15 protein-coding genes are annotated in these 16,322 nt (G+C 68.6%); 5 read left to right on the top strand and 10 right to left on the bottom strand.

Annotated elements, in window-relative coordinates:
* Positions 1-83 precede the first annotated feature (83 nt).
* Entirely contained in the window at positions 84-1,256 is a 1,173-nt protein-coding gene (locus A9O67_RS06910; protein ID WP_082955499.1) for a PQQ-dependent sugar dehydrogenase, read from the bottom strand.
* 168 nt (positions 1,257-1,424) lie between these two features.
* On the opposite strand from A9O67_RS06910, the gene rpoH reads away from it, so the two are divergent.
* Entirely contained in the window at positions 1,425-2,378 is a 954-nt protein-coding gene (gene rpoH, locus A9O67_RS06905) for an RNA polymerase sigma factor RpoH (RefSeq protein ID WP_068608743.1), read from the top strand.
* Between the two features lie 12 nt (positions 2,379-2,390).
* Here the strand turns inward: rpoH and lysS are convergent, their stop codons facing one another.
* The 6 genes from lysS to A9O67_RS06875 all read right to left on the bottom strand — a co-directional run bounded on the left by lysS (position 2,391) and on the right by A9O67_RS06875 (position 9,196).
* The gene (lysS, locus tag A9O67_RS06900; RefSeq protein WP_068608741.1) at positions 2,391-3,941 is read right to left on the bottom strand and encodes a lysine--tRNA ligase; all 1,551 of its coding nucleotides are present in this window, start codon (positions 3,939-3,941) and stop codon (positions 2,391-2,393) included.
* A 106-nt stretch (positions 3,942-4,047) separates the two neighbouring features.
* Positions 4,048-4,773, bottom strand: a complete 726-nt coding sequence (locus tag A9O67_RS06895) for an ABC transporter ATP-binding protein (RefSeq protein WP_068608739.1) — start codon at positions 4,771-4,773, stop codon at positions 4,048-4,050.
* 1 nt (position 4,774) lies between these two features.
* Entirely contained in the window at positions 4,775-5,545 is a 771-nt protein-coding gene (locus A9O67_RS06890) for an ABC transporter ATP-binding protein (protein WP_068608737.1), read from the bottom strand.
* Between the two features lie 10 nt (positions 5,546-5,555).
* Positions 5,556-6,656, bottom strand: coding sequence for an ABC transporter permease subunit (locus A9O67_RS06885; RefSeq protein ID WP_068608735.1), 1,101 nt, complete (start codon positions 6,654-6,656; stop codon positions 5,556-5,558).
* A 24-nt stretch (positions 6,657-6,680) separates the two neighbouring features.
* The gene (locus tag A9O67_RS06880; RefSeq protein WP_068608733.1) at positions 6,681-7,610 is read right to left on the bottom strand and encodes a branched-chain amino acid ABC transporter permease; all 930 of its coding nucleotides are present in this window, start codon (positions 7,608-7,610) and stop codon (positions 6,681-6,683) included.
* 263 nt (positions 7,611-7,873) lie between these two features.
* Complete coding sequence (locus A9O67_RS06875; protein WP_068608731.1) at positions 7,874-9,196, bottom strand: replication-associated recombination protein A; 1,323 nt, start codon at positions 9,194-9,196, stop codon at positions 7,874-7,876.
* A gap of 79 nt (positions 9,197-9,275) precedes the next feature.
* On the opposite strand from A9O67_RS06875, the gene A9O67_RS06870 reads away from it, so the two are divergent.
* The gene (locus A9O67_RS06870) at positions 9,276-9,887 is read left to right on the top strand and encodes a LysE family translocator (protein WP_068608729.1); all 612 of its coding nucleotides are present in this window, start codon (positions 9,276-9,278) and stop codon (positions 9,885-9,887) included.
* A gap of 48 nt (positions 9,888-9,935) precedes the next feature.
* Here the strand turns inward: A9O67_RS06870 and lolA are convergent, their stop codons facing one another.
* Together lolA and A9O67_RS06860 are read right to left on the bottom strand one after the other, a co-directional pair.
* Entirely contained in the window at positions 9,936-10,592 is a 657-nt protein-coding gene (gene lolA, locus A9O67_RS06865) for an outer membrane lipoprotein chaperone LolA (RefSeq protein WP_068608727.1), read from the bottom strand.
* Positions 10,593-10,665: 73 nt separating this feature from the next.
* Entirely contained in the window at positions 10,666-13,110 is a 2,445-nt protein-coding gene (locus A9O67_RS06860) for a DNA translocase FtsK (RefSeq protein WP_068608725.1), read from the bottom strand.
* An 86-nt stretch (positions 13,111-13,196) separates the two neighbouring features.
* Between A9O67_RS06860 and trxB the strand changes: the two genes are divergently transcribed.
* From trxB to rpmG, 3 genes are all read left to right on the top strand, one after another.
* A complete protein-coding gene (gene trxB / locus A9O67_RS06855; RefSeq protein WP_068608723.1) occupies positions 13,197-14,147 on the top strand; it encodes a thioredoxin-disulfide reductase in 951 nt (316 codons plus the stop codon).
* Between the two features lie 227 nt (positions 14,148-14,374).
* The gene (gene rpmB, locus A9O67_RS06850) at positions 14,375-14,608 is read left to right on the top strand and encodes a 50S ribosomal protein L28 (RefSeq protein WP_043698877.1); all 234 of its coding nucleotides are present in this window, start codon (positions 14,375-14,377) and stop codon (positions 14,606-14,608) included.
* Between the two features lie 20 nt (positions 14,609-14,628).
* The gene (gene rpmG, locus A9O67_RS06845; RefSeq protein WP_068608721.1) at positions 14,629-14,799 is read left to right on the top strand and encodes a 50S ribosomal protein L33; all 171 of its coding nucleotides are present in this window, start codon (positions 14,629-14,631) and stop codon (positions 14,797-14,799) included.
* A gap of 105 nt (positions 14,800-14,904) precedes the next feature.
* On the opposite strand, the gene A9O67_RS06840 is transcribed toward rpmG, so the two are convergent.
* On the bottom strand, positions 14,905-16,134 hold the full coding sequence (locus A9O67_RS06840; protein ID WP_068608719.1) for a DesA family fatty acid desaturase: 1,230 nt from the start codon (positions 16,132-16,134) through the stop codon (positions 14,905-14,907).
* Positions 16,135-16,322: the final 188 nt, after the last annotated feature.

Below are 16,322 nucleotides of genomic sequence, written 5' to 3'. Positions count from 1 at the left end.
GCCGGCCCCAGGCGGACAGTCTACGCCAGGATGCGCCCTTTGCCACGCCCGGTGGACCCCCACGCTGGCACCCAGACCGTGGCTCAGGGCGTGGGGCGCAGGCGCAGCAGCCGCCCGTCCGGCGCGTCGGTCAGCACATACAGCCAACCGTCCGGCCCCTGACGCACATCGCGGATGCGCTCGCCCAGTTCGGTCAACAGGCGGTGCTCGCGCACCACGCGCGTGCCGTCCAGCTCCAGCCGCACCAGGTGCTGGCCGCGCAGCGCGCCGATGAACAGGTGGCCGCGCCAAGCCGGGCCGTAGCGGTCACTGGTCAGCCACGCCATGCCGGAGGGCGCGATCGACGGCGTCCAGTGGTACAGCGGTGGCACCATGCCGGGCTTGTGCGTGCCTTCGCCGATGCGCCCGCCGCCGTACTGCTCCCCAAAGGTCACGACCGGCCAGCCGTGGTTGCCGCCGCGCTCGGGGCGGTTCAGTTCGTCGCCACCCTGCGGGCCGTGCTCATGCATCCACAGCCGGCCGTCGGGGCCCCAGGTGGCCCCCTGCGGATTGCGGTGGCCCCAGCTCCAAATCTCGGGCAAGGCGCCTGCGCGGCCCACCAGCGGGTTGTCGGGCGGGACAGCGCCGCCCTTGGTCACTCGCACGATCTTGCCGTGGTGGTTGTCCAGCGTCTGCGCATCGGCCATGCGGTGGTAGCGCTCGCCCAGCGTCAGAAACAGGGTGCCGTCGGGCGCCTCGACGATGCGGCAGCCGAAGTGCAGGCGGCTGGCGACGCGCGGCTGCTGGCGAAAGATCACCCGCAGATCCTGCAACCGGGTCGTATCCGCCGACAGAACCGCGCGCGCCAGGGCGGTGGAATTGCCGCGGCCCTGGGGATCCGGCTCCGCGTAGCAGAAATACAGGGTGCGGTTGCGGGCAAAGTCGCTGTCCAGCACCAGATCGAGCAAGCCGCCCTGCCCCGCTGCATCCACCCGCGGCAGACCCGCGATCGCCGCGCCCAGGCGGCCGTCGGCCTCGACCACGCGCAAGCGCCCCGGGCGCTCGGTGACCAAAAAACGCCCATCCGGCAAAAACGCCAGCGCCCAGGGGTGCTCCAGCCCGGTGGCCACCGCCTCGGCACGCAGACGGGCCGGCTCCGCAACGGCCGTCCGCGCTGGAGCTGCCGCCAGCGCCAGGGCCAGCCCCGCACCCAGCACCGCCCGGGGCAGCCCCCGCCACCCCGCGCGCCCCGCACACCAACGGCCGACAAAACGCATCGCCATGATGGCGGGATGGTTTCCGATCGGCCGCCGGCCGTCAAGCAGCCAAAGCCCACCCCAGGGCGGCCCACGTCGCCGCGAGCGGGCGCCGGAGAGGGAACTTCGCATTTAGCACTCGATCCAAGAGAGTGCTAACATGATGACCGATCCAGGAGAGGAGAGCCCATGACCGCGATGTCCCTTGCCCTCACACCTGCGTCCCACGCCGCGCCCGCGGCGTCGTGGTCCAGCACGTCGCTGACGCTGCCCCCGCTGGGCAACCTGGACGCCTACATCAGCGCCGTCAACCGCATTCCGCTGCTCAGCGCGGACGAGGAGCGCGACTGCGCCCAGCGCTGGCGCCAGCACCAGGACCTGGAGGCCGCCGGCAAGCTGGTGATGTCCCACCTGCGGCTGGTGGTGGCCATCTCGCGCCAGTATCTGGGTTACGGCCTGCCCCAGGCGGACCTGATCCAGGAGGGCAACATCGGCCTGATGAAGGCGGTCAAGCGCTTCGACCCCGCCCAGGGCGTGCGGCTGGTCAGCTACGCGGTGCACTGGATCAAGGCCGAAATCCACGAATTCATCCTGCGCAACTGGCGCATGGTCAAGGTGGCCACCACCAAGGCCCAGCGCAAGCTGTTTTTCAACCTGCGCTCGCTCAAGCGGGGCTTCAAGGCCGATGCGCTGGACGAGGATGCGGCGCGCGAGCGCCTGTCCGAGGCCGAGATCGATGTCGTGGCGCGCGAGCTCAACGTGCGCCGCGAGGACGTGATCGAGATGGAAACCCGCCTGGGTGGCGCGGACGTGGTGCTGGACCCCCTGCCCAACGAGGATGGGGAGGAAGCCTATGGCCCGATCGCCTACCTGGCCGACCACCGCCACGAGCCCACCGCGGTGCTGGAGGCGCGCGAGCGCGAGCGCCTGGGCTCGGAGGGCATCGAGCATGCGCTGGCGCAGCTCGACGAGCGCTCGCGCCGCATCGTGACGGCGCGCTGGCTGCAGGTCAACGACGATGGCACCGGTGGCGCCACGCTGCAGGAGCTGGCCGATGAGTACGGCGTGAGCGCCGAGCGCATCCGCCAGATCGAGGCGGCGGCCATGAAGAAGATGCGCCAGGCGCTGCGCGCGTACGCCTGATCCGCCCGGGGATCAGCCCTCGCGCCGCAGGGCCGGGAACAGGATCACGTCGCGGATGCTGGGGCTGTCGGTCAGCAGCATGATCAGCCGGTCGATGCCCACCCCGCAGCCGCCTGCCGGCGGCATGCCGTACTCCAGCGCCCGGATGTAGTCGGCGTCGAAGTACATGGCCTCGTCGTCGCCGGCGTCCTTGTTGGCCACCTGGGCGTGGAAGCGCGCGGCCTGGTCCTCGGGATCGTTCAGCTCCGAAAAGCCGTTGCCCACTTCCCGCCCGGTGATGTAGAGCTCGAAGCGCTCGGTGATCGTCGGATCGGTGTCGCTGGCGCGCGCCAGCGGCGAGATTTCGGTGGGGTGGTTGCAGATGAAGGTCGGCTGCCAGAGCTTGTCCTCCACCGTCTCTTCGAAGTACAGAACCTGCAGACCGGCCAAGCTGCGGCTGTCCAGCCGTTCCTTGACGGGGTCCAGCCCCAGGCGACGCAATTGCTCGCGCAGCCAGGCCGGATCGTCCACGCGCTCGCCCGCCTCGGTGTGCTTGAGGATCGCCTCGCGGATGGTCAGGCGTTCGAACGGCGCATCCAGGTCCACGTCCCGCCCCTGGTAGACGAGCCGGCCGCCACCGCACACCGTGTGGGCCACGTGGCGGATGAGCTGCTCGGTAAACGCCATCAAATCCACGTGGTTCCAGTACGCCGCATAGAACTCCATCATGGTGAACTCGGGGTTGTGGCGAACGCTGATCCCCTCGTTGCGGAAGTTGCGGTTGATCTCGAACACACGGTCGAAGCCGCCCACCAGCAGGCGCTTGAGGTAGAGCTCCGGCGCGATGCGCAGGAACATCTCCTGATCCAGCGCATTGTGGTGGGTGACGAAGGGCTTGGCGTTCGCCCCCCCGGGGATGGGGTGCAGCATGGGCGTCTCCACCTCCAGAAAGCCGTGCTGCACCATGAACTCGCGCAGGGCCGTGACGGCCAGGCTGCGCGCGACGAAGCGCTCGCGCGCCGCGACATCGGTCATCAGGTCGACATAGCGCTGGCGGTACTTCAGCTCCTGGTCGTGGATGCCGTGGAACTTGTCCGGCAGCGGGCGCAGGCTCTTGACCACCAGACGCAGCCGGTCGGCCTTGACGGACAGCTCGCCGGTGCGGGTCTTGAACACCGTGCCTTCGGCATAGACGATGTCGCCCAAATCCCAGTGCTTGAAGGCGTCGTAGGCGGCCTCGCCCAGCGCGTCCTTGGTGAGGTAGAGCTGGATGCGCCCGCCGGTGGGGCCGAAGGAGGCGTCCTGCACGGTGGCAAAGCTGGCCTTGCCCATGACGCGCTTGAGCATCATGCGCCCGGCGACGCTGACGCGGGCCTGCAGCGGCTCGAGCATCTCGTTGCTCATGTGACCGTATTCGGCCTGCAGGGCCTCGGCCGTGTGCTGCGGCCGCACGTCGTTGGGGAAGGCCGGCCCGGCGCCCTGCCCGGCAGCGGCACGCAGCGCCTGGAGTTTTTCGCGGCGCTCGGCGATGAGCTGGTTTTCGCTCGGGGCCTCGACGGGCGCGGGATGGACGGAATCGGTCATGGCACCACCGGGATGCAAAAAACAAAGGGTTTTGCGGCCCACACCGCAAAACCCTCGATTGTAGGCGGCCCACGCCGGGGGCCGCCGTGCCCGCATCGGCGGGCCGTCAGACGGCCGCTTCGCCCAGGTAGGCGGCGCGCACCTTCGGGTCGTCCAGCATGGCCTTGGCCTCGCCGTGCATGATGATCTCGCCCGAGTCCATCACATAGCCGCGGTCGGCCACCTGCAGCGCGCGGCGGGCGTTCTGTTCCACCAGCAGCACGGTCATGCCCTGCGCGTGCACGTCGCGCACCACCTCGAAGATCTTGTCCACCATGATCGGCGACAGGCCCATCGACGGCTCGTCCAGCAGCAGCAGCTTGGGGCGGCTCATCAGCGCGCGCGCCATGGCCAGCATCTGCTGCTCGCCGCCGGACATGGTGCCGGCGAGCTGGTCGCGGCGCTCCTTCAGGCGCGGAAACAGCTCGAACATGCGCTCGATGTCGCGCTGGATCTCGGCCTTGTCGGTGCGCACATAGGCACCCATCAGCAGGTTTTCGGTGATGGTCATGCGGGTGAAGACGCCGCGCCCCTCCGGCACCATGGCCAGCCCGCGCTTGACCAAATCCCACGATCCGGCCCCGCGGATGGACTGGCCCTGGTAGACGATGTCGCCGCCTTCGGACAGCAACATGCCGGTGATGGCCTTCATGGTCGTGGTCTTGCCCGCGCCATTGGAGCCGATCAGGGTGACCAGCTCGCCCTCGCGCACCTCCAGGTCGATGCCCTTGACCGCCTTGATGCCGCCGTACGAGACCTTCAGGCCCGTGACTTTCAACAGGGTGTTCGCCATCTCAGTGTCCTCCGGTGCCCAGGTAGGCCTCGATCACCTTGGGGTTCTTCTGCACCTCGGCCGGCGTGCCCTCGGCGAGTTGCTTGCCGTAATCCAGCACGGTGACGCGGTCGCACAGGCCCATGACCAGCTTGACATCGTGCTCGATCAGCAGGATGGTGCGCCCGTCGGCGCGGATACGGTCGATCAGCTCGCGCAGCTGCACCTTCTCGGTCGCGTTCATGCCGGCGGCCGGCTCGTCCAGCGCGATCAGCTTGGGGTCGGTGGCGAGAGCGCGCGCGATCTCCAGCCGGCGCTGGTCGCCGTAGGACAGGGTGCGCGCCTTGTAATCGGCGTATTTGGCGATGCCGACGTACTCGAGCAGCTCCATCGCACGCTCGGCGATGGCTTTTTCCTCGGCCTTGAAGCTGCGCGTGCGCAGGATGGAGCCGAAGATACCCGAGCGCGTGCGCACATGGCGGCCGACCATGACGTTTTCCAGCACCGTCATCTCGGCAAACAGCCGGATGTTCTGGAAGGTGCGCGCGATGCCGGCCTTGGCGACCTCGTGCACGGCGGTGGGCGTGTAGGGCTGACCCGCCAGCTCGAACGAGCCGCTGTCGGGCGTATACAGCCCCGTCAGCACGTTGAAGAAGGTCGTCTTGCCGGCGCCGTTGGGGCCGATCAGGCCATAGACCTGGCCGCGCTTGATCTCGATGCCGACGTCGGAGAGCGCCTGCAGGCCGCCGAAGCGCTTGGAGACGCCGCTGACTTTCAGGATGGTGTCTGTCATGGGGTGCTCCTCACTTGCTCAGCGCCTTGCCGTGCTCGGGCGCGGGCCACAGGCCGCGCGGGCGCAGCAGCATCACGATGATCATGGCCAGCGCGATCAGCAGCTGGCGCAGGATCTCGGGCGCCAGCCGTCCGTCGGTGAGGTAGTGCAGCGGACCGGCCAGGTGGCGCAGCAGCTCCGGCAAGCCGGCCAGCAGCAGCGCCCCCAGGATCACGCCCGGAATGTGGCCCAGACCGCCCAGCACGACCATGGCGACGATCATGACCGACTCCATGAGGATGAACGATTCCGGGTAGACGCCACGCATCAGCGAGGCAAACAGCACGCCCGCGACGCCGCCGAAGGTGGCGCTGGAGCCGAAGGCCGCGAGCTTGAGGTTGCGGGTGTTGATGCCCATGGCCTTGGCGGCGATCTCGTCTTCGCGGATGGCCATCCACGCGCGCCCGATGCGGGAGTTGCCCATGCGGTGCGCGATGATCACCGTCATCACGACGAAGAACAGGATCAGGTAGTAGTACAGCGTCACCGACTCGAAGGTGTAGGACCAGTCCCCGAGCGATATGGTCAGCCGCTGCCCCATGTTGTGGCCGAAGACCGTCACCGCATCGACACCGGCAATCCCCTTGGGCCCGTTGGTCAGGTTGATCGGGCGGTCCAGGTTGAGCATGAAGATGCGCACGATCTCGCCAAAGCCCAGCGTCACGATGGCCAGGTAGTCGCCGCGCAGCTTGAGCACGGGGTAGCCCAGCATCAGCCCGGTCATGCCGGCCAGAATGGCGGCCAGGAAGATGACGATCCAGAAGCTGAGGTGGATGCCGTTGGGGAACATCGCCGCAATCGCGGGGAAGTTGTCCGCCAGATGACTGGAGGCCAGCAGGCTGTAGAGGTAGGCACCGACCGCGAAGAAGGCGATGAAGCCCAGGTCCAGCAGGCCGGCGTAGCCCACCACGATGTTCAGGCCCAGCGCCAGCATCACGTACAGCAACGCGACATCGACGATGCGCACCCACGAGTTGCTGCCCGTGGCCTGCAGCAGCAGCGGCAGGACCAGCAGGCCGATGGCCGCCAGGGCAAAGACGACCAGCTTGGAAGAGGTTTTGGATTGGCTCATGTCAGCATCTCCTGTCCGGGCGCATCAGGCGCGGTCGGCCACCCGCTCGCCGAGCAGGCCCGACGGCCGCAGCGTCAGGACGATGGCCAGGACGATGAAGGCGAAGATGTCGGAATACTGGCTGCCCAGGAAGCCGCCCGTCAGCGGCCCCAGGTAGCCCGCCCCCAGCGATTCGATCAGGCCGAGCGAGATACCGCCGACCACGGCGCCGGCCAGGTTGCCAATGCCGCCAAAGACCGCCGCCACGAAGGCCTTGAGCCCCGGCATGAAGCCCATCGAGTGCTGCACCGTGCCGTAGTTGGACGCCCACATGATGCCGGCGATGGCCGCCAGCATCGCCCCGATGATGAAGGTGGCCGAAATCACCACGTCCGGCCGAATGCCCATCAGGCCGGCGACGCGCGGATTCTCGGCGGTGGCGCGCATGGCCCGGCCCAGGCTGGTCTTGTTGACCATGAACATCAGCAGCGACAGCACGATGGCGGTGGTGGCCAGGATCGTCACCTGCGTGGGCGAAATGACCGCCCCGCCCAGGTTGAACGGCTCGCTCGACAACAGCGTCGGGTACGACTTGGGATTGGGCTTCCACACGATCATCGCCAGCGTCTGCAGCAGGATGCTCATGCCGATGGCGGTGATCAGCGGCGCCAGACGCGGGGAGTTGCGCAGCGGCTTGTAGGCCAGCTTTTCGATCGAGAAGTTGATCGCCGCGCAAACGGCCATCGAGATCAACGCAGCCAGAACCAGCAAAGCCCAGCCGGGCATGCCGGGCACGGCCTCGCGGGCCTGGACGATGATCGTCCAGCTGGTCAGCGCGCCGATCATGAGCACGTCACCATGGGCAAAGTTGATCAGCCCGATGATGCCGTACACCATGGTGTAGCCAAGCGCCACCAACGCGTACATGCTGCCCAGCACCAGACCGTTGATGATCTGCTGTAGCAAAACATCCATGAGAGCTCTCCGTTGTGAGGAACCACCACCCCGGTGGCTGCTGGCCGACCGGGTTAGCAAAAAACCCGCCAGTTCCGGCCTGGGTGCGGCCTTGGGGCGGGTTCAGACTGGGCGGATTGTAGCGAAGGGTTTTTCGCCAACCGGTGCGTGTTTGCCCTAGCTGACCCGCCGAACCCTAGGGTTTACCCGGCAATTTCCGCGCCCACCCGGGGAAAACCAGAATCCCTATCAATGCAACTCCAAACGCATTAGAAACTCTAATGCTACTTACCGACCGGCGGCGCACCAGCCGCCGCCGCACGCGCCTCGGCGTTGCGCCGGCGCAGCTCGGCGAGCTTTTCGCCGATGCGCAGCTCCAGCCCGCGCGGCACCGGCTCGTAAAAGCGCGGCTCGGCCATGCCGTCGGGGAAGTAGCGCTCGCCCGCGGCGAACGCGTCCGGCTCGTCGTGCGCATAGCGGTAGCCACGGCCATGGTCGAGCTGGCGCATCAGCGCCGTGGGCGCATTGCGCAGGTGCAACGGCACCGCGCGTGTGCCGTCGCGCGCCACTAAGGTGCGCGCGGCCTTGTAGGCGGTATAGACGGCGTTGCTCTTCGGCGCCACGGCCAGGTACACCACCGCCTGCGCCAGCGCCAGCTCGCCTTCCGGGCTGCCGAGTCGCTCGTAGGTCTCGGCCGCGTCCAGCGCCAGCCGCAGCGCGCGCGGGTCGGCCAGCCCGACGTCCTCGGTGGCCATGCGCACCAGCCGGCGCGCGACGTAGCGCGGGTCCACGCCACCATCCAGCATGCGCACGAACCAGTACAGCGCCGCATCGGGGTCGCTGCCGCGCACGCTCTTGTGCAGCGCGCTGATGGTGTCGTAGAACTGGTCGCCGCCCTTGTCGTAGCGGCGCAGCCGCTCGCCCAGCGTCGCCAGCAGCCAGGCTTCGTCCACCTCCGCGCGGCCCTGCGCGCGGGCGGTAACGGCGAGCGTCTCCAAGGTGTTGAGCAGCCGGCGCGCGTCGCCGTCGGCATAGGCCACCAGGCGCTGCCGCGCCGCGGGGGCCAGGGCCGGGACTTCGCCGGTCTCCTGCGCGCGGTCGATCAGCGCCTGCAGGTCGGCTTCCGCCAGCGGCTGCAGCACATACACCGTGGCGCGCGACAGCAGCGCGGCATTGACCTCGAAGCTCGGATTCTCGGTGGTGGCGCCGACGAAGGTGAACAGGCCGCTTTCCACGTGCGGCAGGAAGGCGTCCTGCTGCGCCTTGTTGAAGCGGTGCACCTCGTCGACGAAAACGAGCGTCGGCTGGGGATGCAGCCCGTGGCGCGCGGCCTCGGCGCGCTCCACCGCGTCGCGGATGTCCTTGACGCCGCCCAGCACCGCGCTGATGGCGATGAACTGGGCGTCGAACGCCTGCGCCATCAGGCGCGCCAGCGTCGTCTTGCCCACGCCCGGCGGGCCCCATAGGATGCAGCTGTGCGGCCGGCCGCTTTCGAACGCCAGCCGCAACGGCATGCCGGGGCTGAGCAGATGCGCCTGGCCGACCACCTCCGCGAGCGTGCGAGGGCGCAGCCGTTCGGCCAGGGGAACAGGGGGTGTCGGGGCCATGCGGCGATTGTCGCCCAGGTGCGCCCCGCGGCGCGTCCACGGCTTGACCGTCCTTACCACGCGGTGGCACGATGGCCGCATGGCTTTCGACACCTGGCTTCTGTACGCGCTGGCGGCCTTGGGGCTGTCGCTCTCGCCCGGGCCCAATGGCCTGCTGGCCCTCACCCACGGTGCGCTGTACGGGCGGCAGCGCACGCTCTACACCATCGCTGGCGGGGCGCTGGGCTTCGTCGTGGTGATTGCGCTGTCGATGTTTGGCATCGGGGCGCTGCTGCAGACGTCGCTGGTCTGGCTCACTGTTATGAAGTGGGTGGGCGGTCTGTATCTGGTGTACCTGGGCATCCAGGTCTGGCGGGCGCCCCCGATCGGCATGGACATACGCCCCAGCCAGCAGCGGCGCTCGGGGCTGTCGATGTTCCGCCAGGGGCTGCTGTCGGCCGTCACCAACCCCAAAGGGCTGCTGTTTTTTGCCGCGTTTCTGCCCCAGTTCATCGACCCGCATCGCAGCCTGTGGGGGCAGTTCGCGATCATGGCCGGCACCTTTGCCGTCATCGAGGTGATCACCGAAACCCTGATTGCGAGCACGGCCTCGCGCCTGACGCCGTGGCTGCGCCGCGTGGGCCGGCACTTCAATCAGGCCTGCGGCGGCGTCTTCATGGCCATCGGCGCGGCGCTGCCCCTGCGGGGCTGAGGCGGCATCGGCCCGGGCAGCGCCCGGGCATGCGGGCCGGGGCGGCCGTCACTGGCGCAGCACCTCGGCGCCGGCGGGTGGCTGGAAACGAAAGTTCGCCGCCGTGAATTGGGTCGAACGGTCCAGGGGGCCGAACCGCATCACAGAGCGCTGGCCGAAGCTGTCCAGGATGTCCAGCACCTCCAGCTGGCCCTGGCGAAATCCGATGCGGATGCGCTGCACCTGGCCGTCGCGCGCCTTGGGCACGGCTTCCACCCATTGCAGCCCGTCGCGCGACTCGCCCGCCGACAGGGTGAACGCCTGACGCACGGCACGCAGATCGGGGGCGGCCGCCAGCAACGCGGCCGGGGTGTTGGCCAGCACATCGGCCTGCCGGCGCGCGGTCACCTGGTGGAGGTCCGGGTCGTACAGCCACAGCGTCTGTCCGTCCGCCACGATGACTTGCTCGAACGGCTGGGTGTAGCGAAAGCGAAAACGGTCCGGCCGCAAAAACTCGAATTCGCCGCGGCTGGTGCGGGTGCGCGCCACGGCCTCGCCGTCGCGCAGGGGGGCGGTCACGGTCTGGGTGAATGCGGCGCGGCCCTGCTGCACGCCGGACAGAAAGGTCTCCAGCTCGCGCAGGCCCTCGGTTTGGGCCCAGGCGGACAGGGGCAACCAGCCGAGGGCGGAACCCGTCAAGGCGAGCAGTGCGAAGCGTCGTTGCATGTTGCTTGGAAAGGGATGGGGGTGGCGGGGTTCCGCGCCTGCGCCGGGGCCGGCGTGCGGCGGCACACCGGCCTCATTCGGTGCGGCCGCCAACCAGGATGTCGCGCTGGCCGCTGGCGGTCAAGGCGCTCACGAGGCCGGCCTTTTCCATGTCCTCCAGCAGGCGCGCGGCGCGGTTGTAGCCGATCTTGAGCTTGCGCTGCACATAGCTGATGCTGGCCTTGCGGTCCTGCAGCACGATGGCCACGGCCTGATCGTACAGCGGGTCTTTCTCGCCGCCGCCCTCGCCTTCGCCGCTCTCGGCGCCACCGAAGCCGTCGCCGCCCGTGCTCTCCAGCACATCCTCCACGTAGTCGGGCTCGCCGTAGCGCTCCTTCAGGAAGGCCACCACGCGGTGCACCTCGTCGTCGCTGACGAAAGCCCCATGCACCCGGGTCGGGAAGCCCGTGCCGGCCGGCATGTAGAGCATGTCGCCCATGCCGAGCAGCGCCTCGGCGCCCATCTGGTCGAGGATGGTGCGACTGTCGATCTTGCTGCTGACCTGGAAGCTGATGCGCGTCGGGATGTTGGCCTTGATGAGGCCGGTGATGACGTCGACGCTGGGCCGCTGGGTGGCCAGGATCAGATGGATGCCGGCGGCGCGTGCCTTTTGCGCCAAGCGCGCGATCAGCTCCTCGATCTTCTTGCCGACCACCATCATCAGGTCGGCCAGCTCGTCGATGACCACCACGATGTAGGGCAGGCGCGCCAGCGGCTCGGGCGCCTCCGGCGTCAGGCTGAAGGGGTTGGGGATCGACTCGCCGCGCTGCGCCGCCTCGTCGATCTTGGCGTTGTAGCCGGCCAGGTTGCGCACGCCCAGCTTGCTCATCAGGCGGTAGCGCTTTTCCATCTCGGCCACGCACCAGTTCAGGCCGTTGGCTGCCTGCTTCATGTCGGTGACGACCGGCGCGATCAGGTGCGGGATGCCCTCGTAGACGCTGAGCTCCAGCATCTTCGGGTCGATCAGCAGCAGCCGCACGTTCTTCGGCTCGGCCTTGTAGAGCAGGCTCAGGATCATGGCGTTGATGCCGACCGACTTGCCCGAGCCGGTGGTGCCCGCCACCAGACAGTGCGGCATGCGGGCCAGATCCACCACCACCGGATGGCCGGCGATGTCCTTGCCCAGCCCCATCGTGAGCAGGCTGCGGGCCTCGTGGTAGACCTGCGAGCCAAGGATTTCGCTCAGGTGGATGGTCTGGCGCCGCGCGTTGGGCAGCTCCAGCGCCATCAGACTCTTGCCGGGAATGGTCTCGATGACGCGGATCGACACCAGCGACAGCGAGCGCGCCAGGTCCTTGGCCAGATTGACGATCTGCGAGCCCTTGACGCCGGTGGCGGGCTCGATCTCGTAGCGGGTGATGACCGGGCCCGGCTGCGCGGCCACCACCTGCACCTCGACGCCGAAGTCGGCCAGCTTCTTCTCGATCAGCCGGCTGGTCATCTCCAGCGTCTCGGGCGCCACGGTGGCCGGCTGCCGCGCCGGCGGGTCGAGCAGATCCAGCCGCGGCAGCGGCGACTCGCCGTCGGCGAACAGCGCCTGCTGGCGCTCCTTGACGGCGCGGGCGCTGGGCTCCACCTCGGCCACGGTGGGCTCGATCTGCAGCCGGGCGGCGGACTTGGGTGCCGCGCTGCGGGTGCCCCCCCGCTCGGGCGGTGCCGCCGTGGGTGCCTCGGCGCGCGGGCCTGCGTCGGCCTCGGGCGCCAGCGGCGGCACGTCGAAGTGCGGCTCGTGCGGGGGATGCGCCGCGCGCGCCTCGGCCTCCTGGCGGCTGCGTTCGCGCGCGGCCCGCCGGCCGATGCGCACATCTTCGTCCACCTCGCGCCGCTCCCGCCGGGCTTCGATCCACTGGTCCACCGCCGCGCCGATGCGCTCGGCCACCTGCGCCCACGAGAATCGAAACACCACCGCCACCGACACCGTCCACACGCCCAGCGCCACCAGGGCCGATCCGGTGTCCCCCAGCCAGCGCAAGGCGACCGGGCCGGCCAGCTCGCCCAGGACGCCACCGGCGATGCGCCCGGGCACCCAGGCGTCCCAGCGGGTCAGCCGGCTCCATTCGAGCACGCAGCTGGCCCACATCAACCCCACCACGGCCACGCCGAACGCCGCCGTGCGCCACGCGGGCGTCTGCCACCAGGCAGGCCCGGGCGGCGGTGCGGGCGTGGCGCGCAACCAGCGGGCCAGCGACGCCAGCCAGGCGCGCGCCCCCGCAGCCAGCAGCCACCAGACCGAGGCGCCGAACAGGTAGTAGCCGATGTCCGACACCCACGCCCCCAGCCGTCCGCCCCAGTTGCGGTAGCCCACCCCCGTGCCCGAGGTGGACCAGGCCGGATCGGCCGCATCGTGGCTGAGCATGGCCAGAAAGGCAAAGGCCAGCACCACTGCGCCCAGAAGCAAGCCCGTCTCTTGCGCGAATCGCTTCCAGCCCCTCCCCGGGGTGGCCAGGTCGGCGTTGAGGGCATTGACGGATCGGCTCATGGGCAAACGGGCAAGCTGGGTGGGCAACCCCGAGCTTAACCCGAGCGCGGCGCCCGACACCCCCGCACCTCCGTACAATCGTCGGCATGTCCACGCACGCCCACGTCCTCATCCTCGGCTCCGGCCCGGCCGGCTACACCGCGGCCATTTATGCCGCGCGCGCCAACCTCAAGCCGCTGCTGATCACTGGCCTGGCCCAGGGCGGCCAGCTGATGACCACCACCGAGGTCGACAACTGGCCGGCCGACGTGCACGGCGTACAGGGGCCGGAGCTGATGCAGCGCTTCCAGCAGCACGCCGAGCGCTTCGCGACGCAGATCGTGTTCGACCACATCCACACGGCCGACCTGTCGCGCCGCCCGTTCACGCTCACCGGCGACGCCGGCACCTACACCTGCGACGCGCTGATCATCGCCACCGGCGCCTCGGCCAAGTACCTGGGCCTGCCGTCGGAGCAGGCCTTCATGGGCAAGGGCGTAAGCGCCTGCGCCACCTGCGACGGTTTCTTCTACCGCGGGCAGGACGTGTGCGTCGTCGGCGGCGGCAACACCGCCGTGGAGGAGGCGCTGTACCTGGCCAACCTCGCGCGCAAAGTCACGCTGATCCACCGCCGCGACACCTTCCGCGCCGAGGCCATCATGGTCGACAAGCTGATGGACAAGGTGCGCGAGGGCAAGATCGAGCTGAAACTCTGGCACGTGCTCGACGAGGTGCTGGGCGACGACAAGGGCGTGACCGGCGTGCGCATCCGCCACGTCGAGTCCGGCACCACCGAGGAGCTGGCGCTGCAAGGCGTCTTTATCGCCATCGGCCACAGCCCCAACACGCAGATCTTCGCCGGCCAGCTGGAGATGAAGGACGGCTACATCGTCACGCGCGGCGGCCATGACGGCATGGCGACGATGACCAGCGTGCCGGGGGTATTCGCCGCCGGCGACGTACAGGACCACGTCTACCGCCAGGCCATCACCAGCGCCGGCACCGGCTGCATGGCGGCGCTGGATGCGCAGCGCTTCCTGGAACAGCAGCCCGCTTGAGCCGAGGCGCAACCTCCAGCATCGGCAACCCGGTATAATGTTGGGTTTGCTACGGCTAGACGGCCGCGGCAAATTGGCCGTCCGCGAGCCGGAGCCGTCCACACGCCGTGTATTGTCCAGACCATCCCGATGGGGCACTCCACGTGTGGCAGGCGGCACAACACAGGACGCGGACGAGGTGCCGACCCGGGGCGACCGGGTGGGCTGTTCTGACTGGAGTGACCAACATGGCACGTGTGTGCGAAGTCACGGGCAAAAAGCCCATGGTGGGGAACAACGTCTCCCACGCCAACAACAAAACCAAGCGCCGGTTTCTGCCGAACCTGCAAACCCGCCGCTTCTGGGTCGAGAGCGAGAACCGCTGGGTGCGTCTGCGCGTCTCTGGCGCGGCGCTGCGCCTGATCGACAAAGTCGGCATCGATGCCGTCCTGGCCGACCTGCGTGCCCGCGGTCAGGCCTGATCACCACATAGGAGTCCATCATGGCTGCCAAAGGCGGACGCGAAAAGATCAAGCTGGAATCCACCGCGGGGACCGGCCACTTCTACACCACCACCAAGAACAAGAAGACCACGCCGGACAAGCTGGCGTTCATGAAGTTCGACCCGGTGGCGCGCAAGCACGTCGAGTACAAGGAAACCAAGCTCAAGTGACCGGCCAGCCGGCCCGCGCGGCCGGCTGTCTGTCGAGCGGTTTTCCGATCACCGCAACAAAAAACCGCCAGCTTTGCTGGCGGTTTTTTTATCGCAGCCTCCGGTTCAGGCGGCCGCAGGCGCCAGACGCGCCGCGCGCAAACGCTGGGCAAAATCGCTCAGGGCCTGGATGCCGCTGTGCTCGGCCCGGTGAATCCACGCCTGCAGCTCGCGCGCCATCTGCTCGCGCGTCAGGGCGGTGTTGGACCACAGTTGGCGCAGCTCCTCGCGCATGGCGTGCATTTTGGCCAGGGTGGGCGCGGCGCCGAGCACCTGCTGCAGCTTGGCCCGCACCGGGGCCGGCACTTGGTCATCGTCGCGGTGCAGCCAGCGACGCGCCAGTTTCAACAGCGACTCGTCGCCGCCCATCTTGGCCCGCAGGGTGTCCCATTCGGCCTGCATGGCCGCCCGCATCTGGCGCGCATAGCGGGCCATCACCTCGTAGCGGTTGGCGACGATGGCCTCCAGCGTCTGCTCATCGGCCACCGGCTTGGCGTCACCAAAGGCCAACTTGGGCGGCACCTTCTTGGGCTTGGCCAGCCCCAGCTTGGCCAGCGCCTGGATGTACACCCAGCCAATGTCGAACTCGTACGGCTTGACCGAGAACTTGGCCGACGTCGGGAAGGTGTGGTGGTTGTTGTGCAGTTCCTCGCCACCGATGATCAGGCCCCAGGGCGAGACATTGGTGCTGGCGTCCGGCGCCTCGAAGTTGCGGTACCCCCAGTAGTGGCCGATGCCGTTGATGACACCAGCCGCCCAGAACGGAATCCACACCATCTGCACGGCCCACACGGCCAGCCCCGCGGCGCCAAACAGGGCGACGTCGATGATCAGCATCAGGCTGACGCCCAGGCGCGAGTGCCGGGTGTACAGGTGGCGCTCGATCCAGTCGTCCGGCGTGCCATGGCCATAGCGGCGCAGGGTTTCCTGGTTCTTGGCTTCGGCCCGGTAGAGCTCGGCACCCTCCCAGAACACCTTGCGGATGCCATACACCTGCGGGCTGTGCGGATCGCCCTCCTGCTCGCATTTGGCGTGGTGCTTGCGGTGGATGGCCGCCCACTCCTTGGTGACCATGCCGGTGGTCATCCAGAGCCAGAAGCGGAAGAAATGCGACACCGCCGGGTGCAGGTCCAGCGCGCGGTGCGCCTGGTGGCGGTGCAAAAACAGCGTGACGCTGACGATGGTGATGTGCGTGAGCACCAGGGTGAACAGAACGATCTGCCACCACGAGGCTGCGGTCAGCCCCTGGGCCAGGAAGTCGATGAACAGACTCCAGGCCGACTCAAATCCAGACATGCAATCCCTTTACGCGAACCCAGCAAACTTGCCGATACGTCGCCGCCCGCCCAACCCGGTTGCACACCAACCGGCCTGACACGGCGGCCACATTGGGCATTGTAGGGCGGGCGCCCGCCATCACCAAGCGGGCTGCCGCACCGTTCGGCGGCTGCCGGCGACCTCCGGCGCCCTTTTTGCCTTCGCAC

The sequence above is a fragment of the Tepidimonas fonticaldi genome (genome assembly GCF_001675355.1).
In the GTDB taxonomy this organism is placed as follows: domain Bacteria; phylum Pseudomonadota; class Gammaproteobacteria; order Burkholderiales; family Burkholderiaceae_C; genus Tepidimonas; species Tepidimonas fonticaldi.
The sequence above is the reverse complement of the archived record's forward strand: the minus strand, read 5'-3'. Positions and strand labels throughout refer to the sequence as shown.

Excerpts from the sequence above, each read along its gene's own strand:
- A9O67_RS06860 (WP_068608725.1), bottom strand. The coding sequence starts at position 13,110 with ATGAGCCGATCCGTCAATGCCCTCAACGCCGACCTGGCCACCCCGGGG.
- lolA (WP_068608727.1), bottom strand. The coding sequence starts at position 10,592 with ATGCAACGACGCTTCGCACTGCTCGCCTTGACGGGTTCCGCCCTCGGC.
- A9O67_RS06880 (WP_068608733.1), bottom strand. The coding sequence starts at position 7,610 with ATGGATGTTTTGCTACAGCAGATCATCAACGGTCTGGTGCTGGGCAGC.
- trxB (WP_068608723.1), top strand. The coding sequence starts at position 13,197 with ATGTCCACGCACGCCCACGTCCTCATCCTCGGCTCCGGCCCGGCCGGC.
- lysS (WP_068608741.1), bottom strand. The coding sequence starts at position 3,941 with ATGACCGATTCCGTCCATCCCGCGCCCGTCGAGGCCCCGAGCGAAAAC.
- A9O67_RS06840 (WP_068608719.1), bottom strand. The coding sequence starts at position 16,134 with ATGTCTGGATTTGAGTCGGCCTGGAGTCTGTTCATCGACTTCCTGGCC.
- A9O67_RS06885 (WP_068608735.1), bottom strand. The coding sequence starts at position 6,656 with ATGAGCCAATCCAAAACCTCTTCCAAGCTGGTCGTCTTTGCCCTGGCG.
- A9O67_RS06895 (WP_068608739.1), bottom strand. The coding sequence starts at position 4,773 with ATGGCGAACACCCTGTTGAAAGTCACGGGCCTGAAGGTCTCGTACGGC.
- A9O67_RS06890 (WP_068608737.1), bottom strand. The coding sequence starts at position 5,545 with ATGACAGACACCATCCTGAAAGTCAGCGGCGTCTCCAAGCGCTTCGGC.
- rpmG (WP_068608721.1), top strand. The coding sequence starts at position 14,629 with ATGGCTGCCAAAGGCGGACGCGAAAAGATCAAGCTGGAATCCACCGCG.
- rpmB (WP_043698877.1), top strand. The coding sequence starts at position 14,375 with ATGGCACGTGTGTGCGAAGTCACGGGCAAAAAGCCCATGGTGGGGAAC.
- A9O67_RS06870 (WP_068608729.1), top strand. The coding sequence starts at position 9,276 with ATGGCTTTCGACACCTGGCTTCTGTACGCGCTGGCGGCCTTGGGGCTG.
- A9O67_RS06910 (WP_082955499.1), bottom strand. The coding sequence starts at position 1,256 with ATGCGTTTTGTCGGCCGTTGGTGTGCGGGGCGCGCGGGGTGGCGGGGG.
- rpoH (WP_068608743.1), top strand. The coding sequence starts at position 1,425 with ATGACCGCGATGTCCCTTGCCCTCACACCTGCGTCCCACGCCGCGCCC.
- A9O67_RS06875 (WP_068608731.1), bottom strand. The coding sequence starts at position 9,196 with ATGGCCCCGACACCCCCTGTTCCCCTGGCCGAACGGCTGCGCCCTCGC.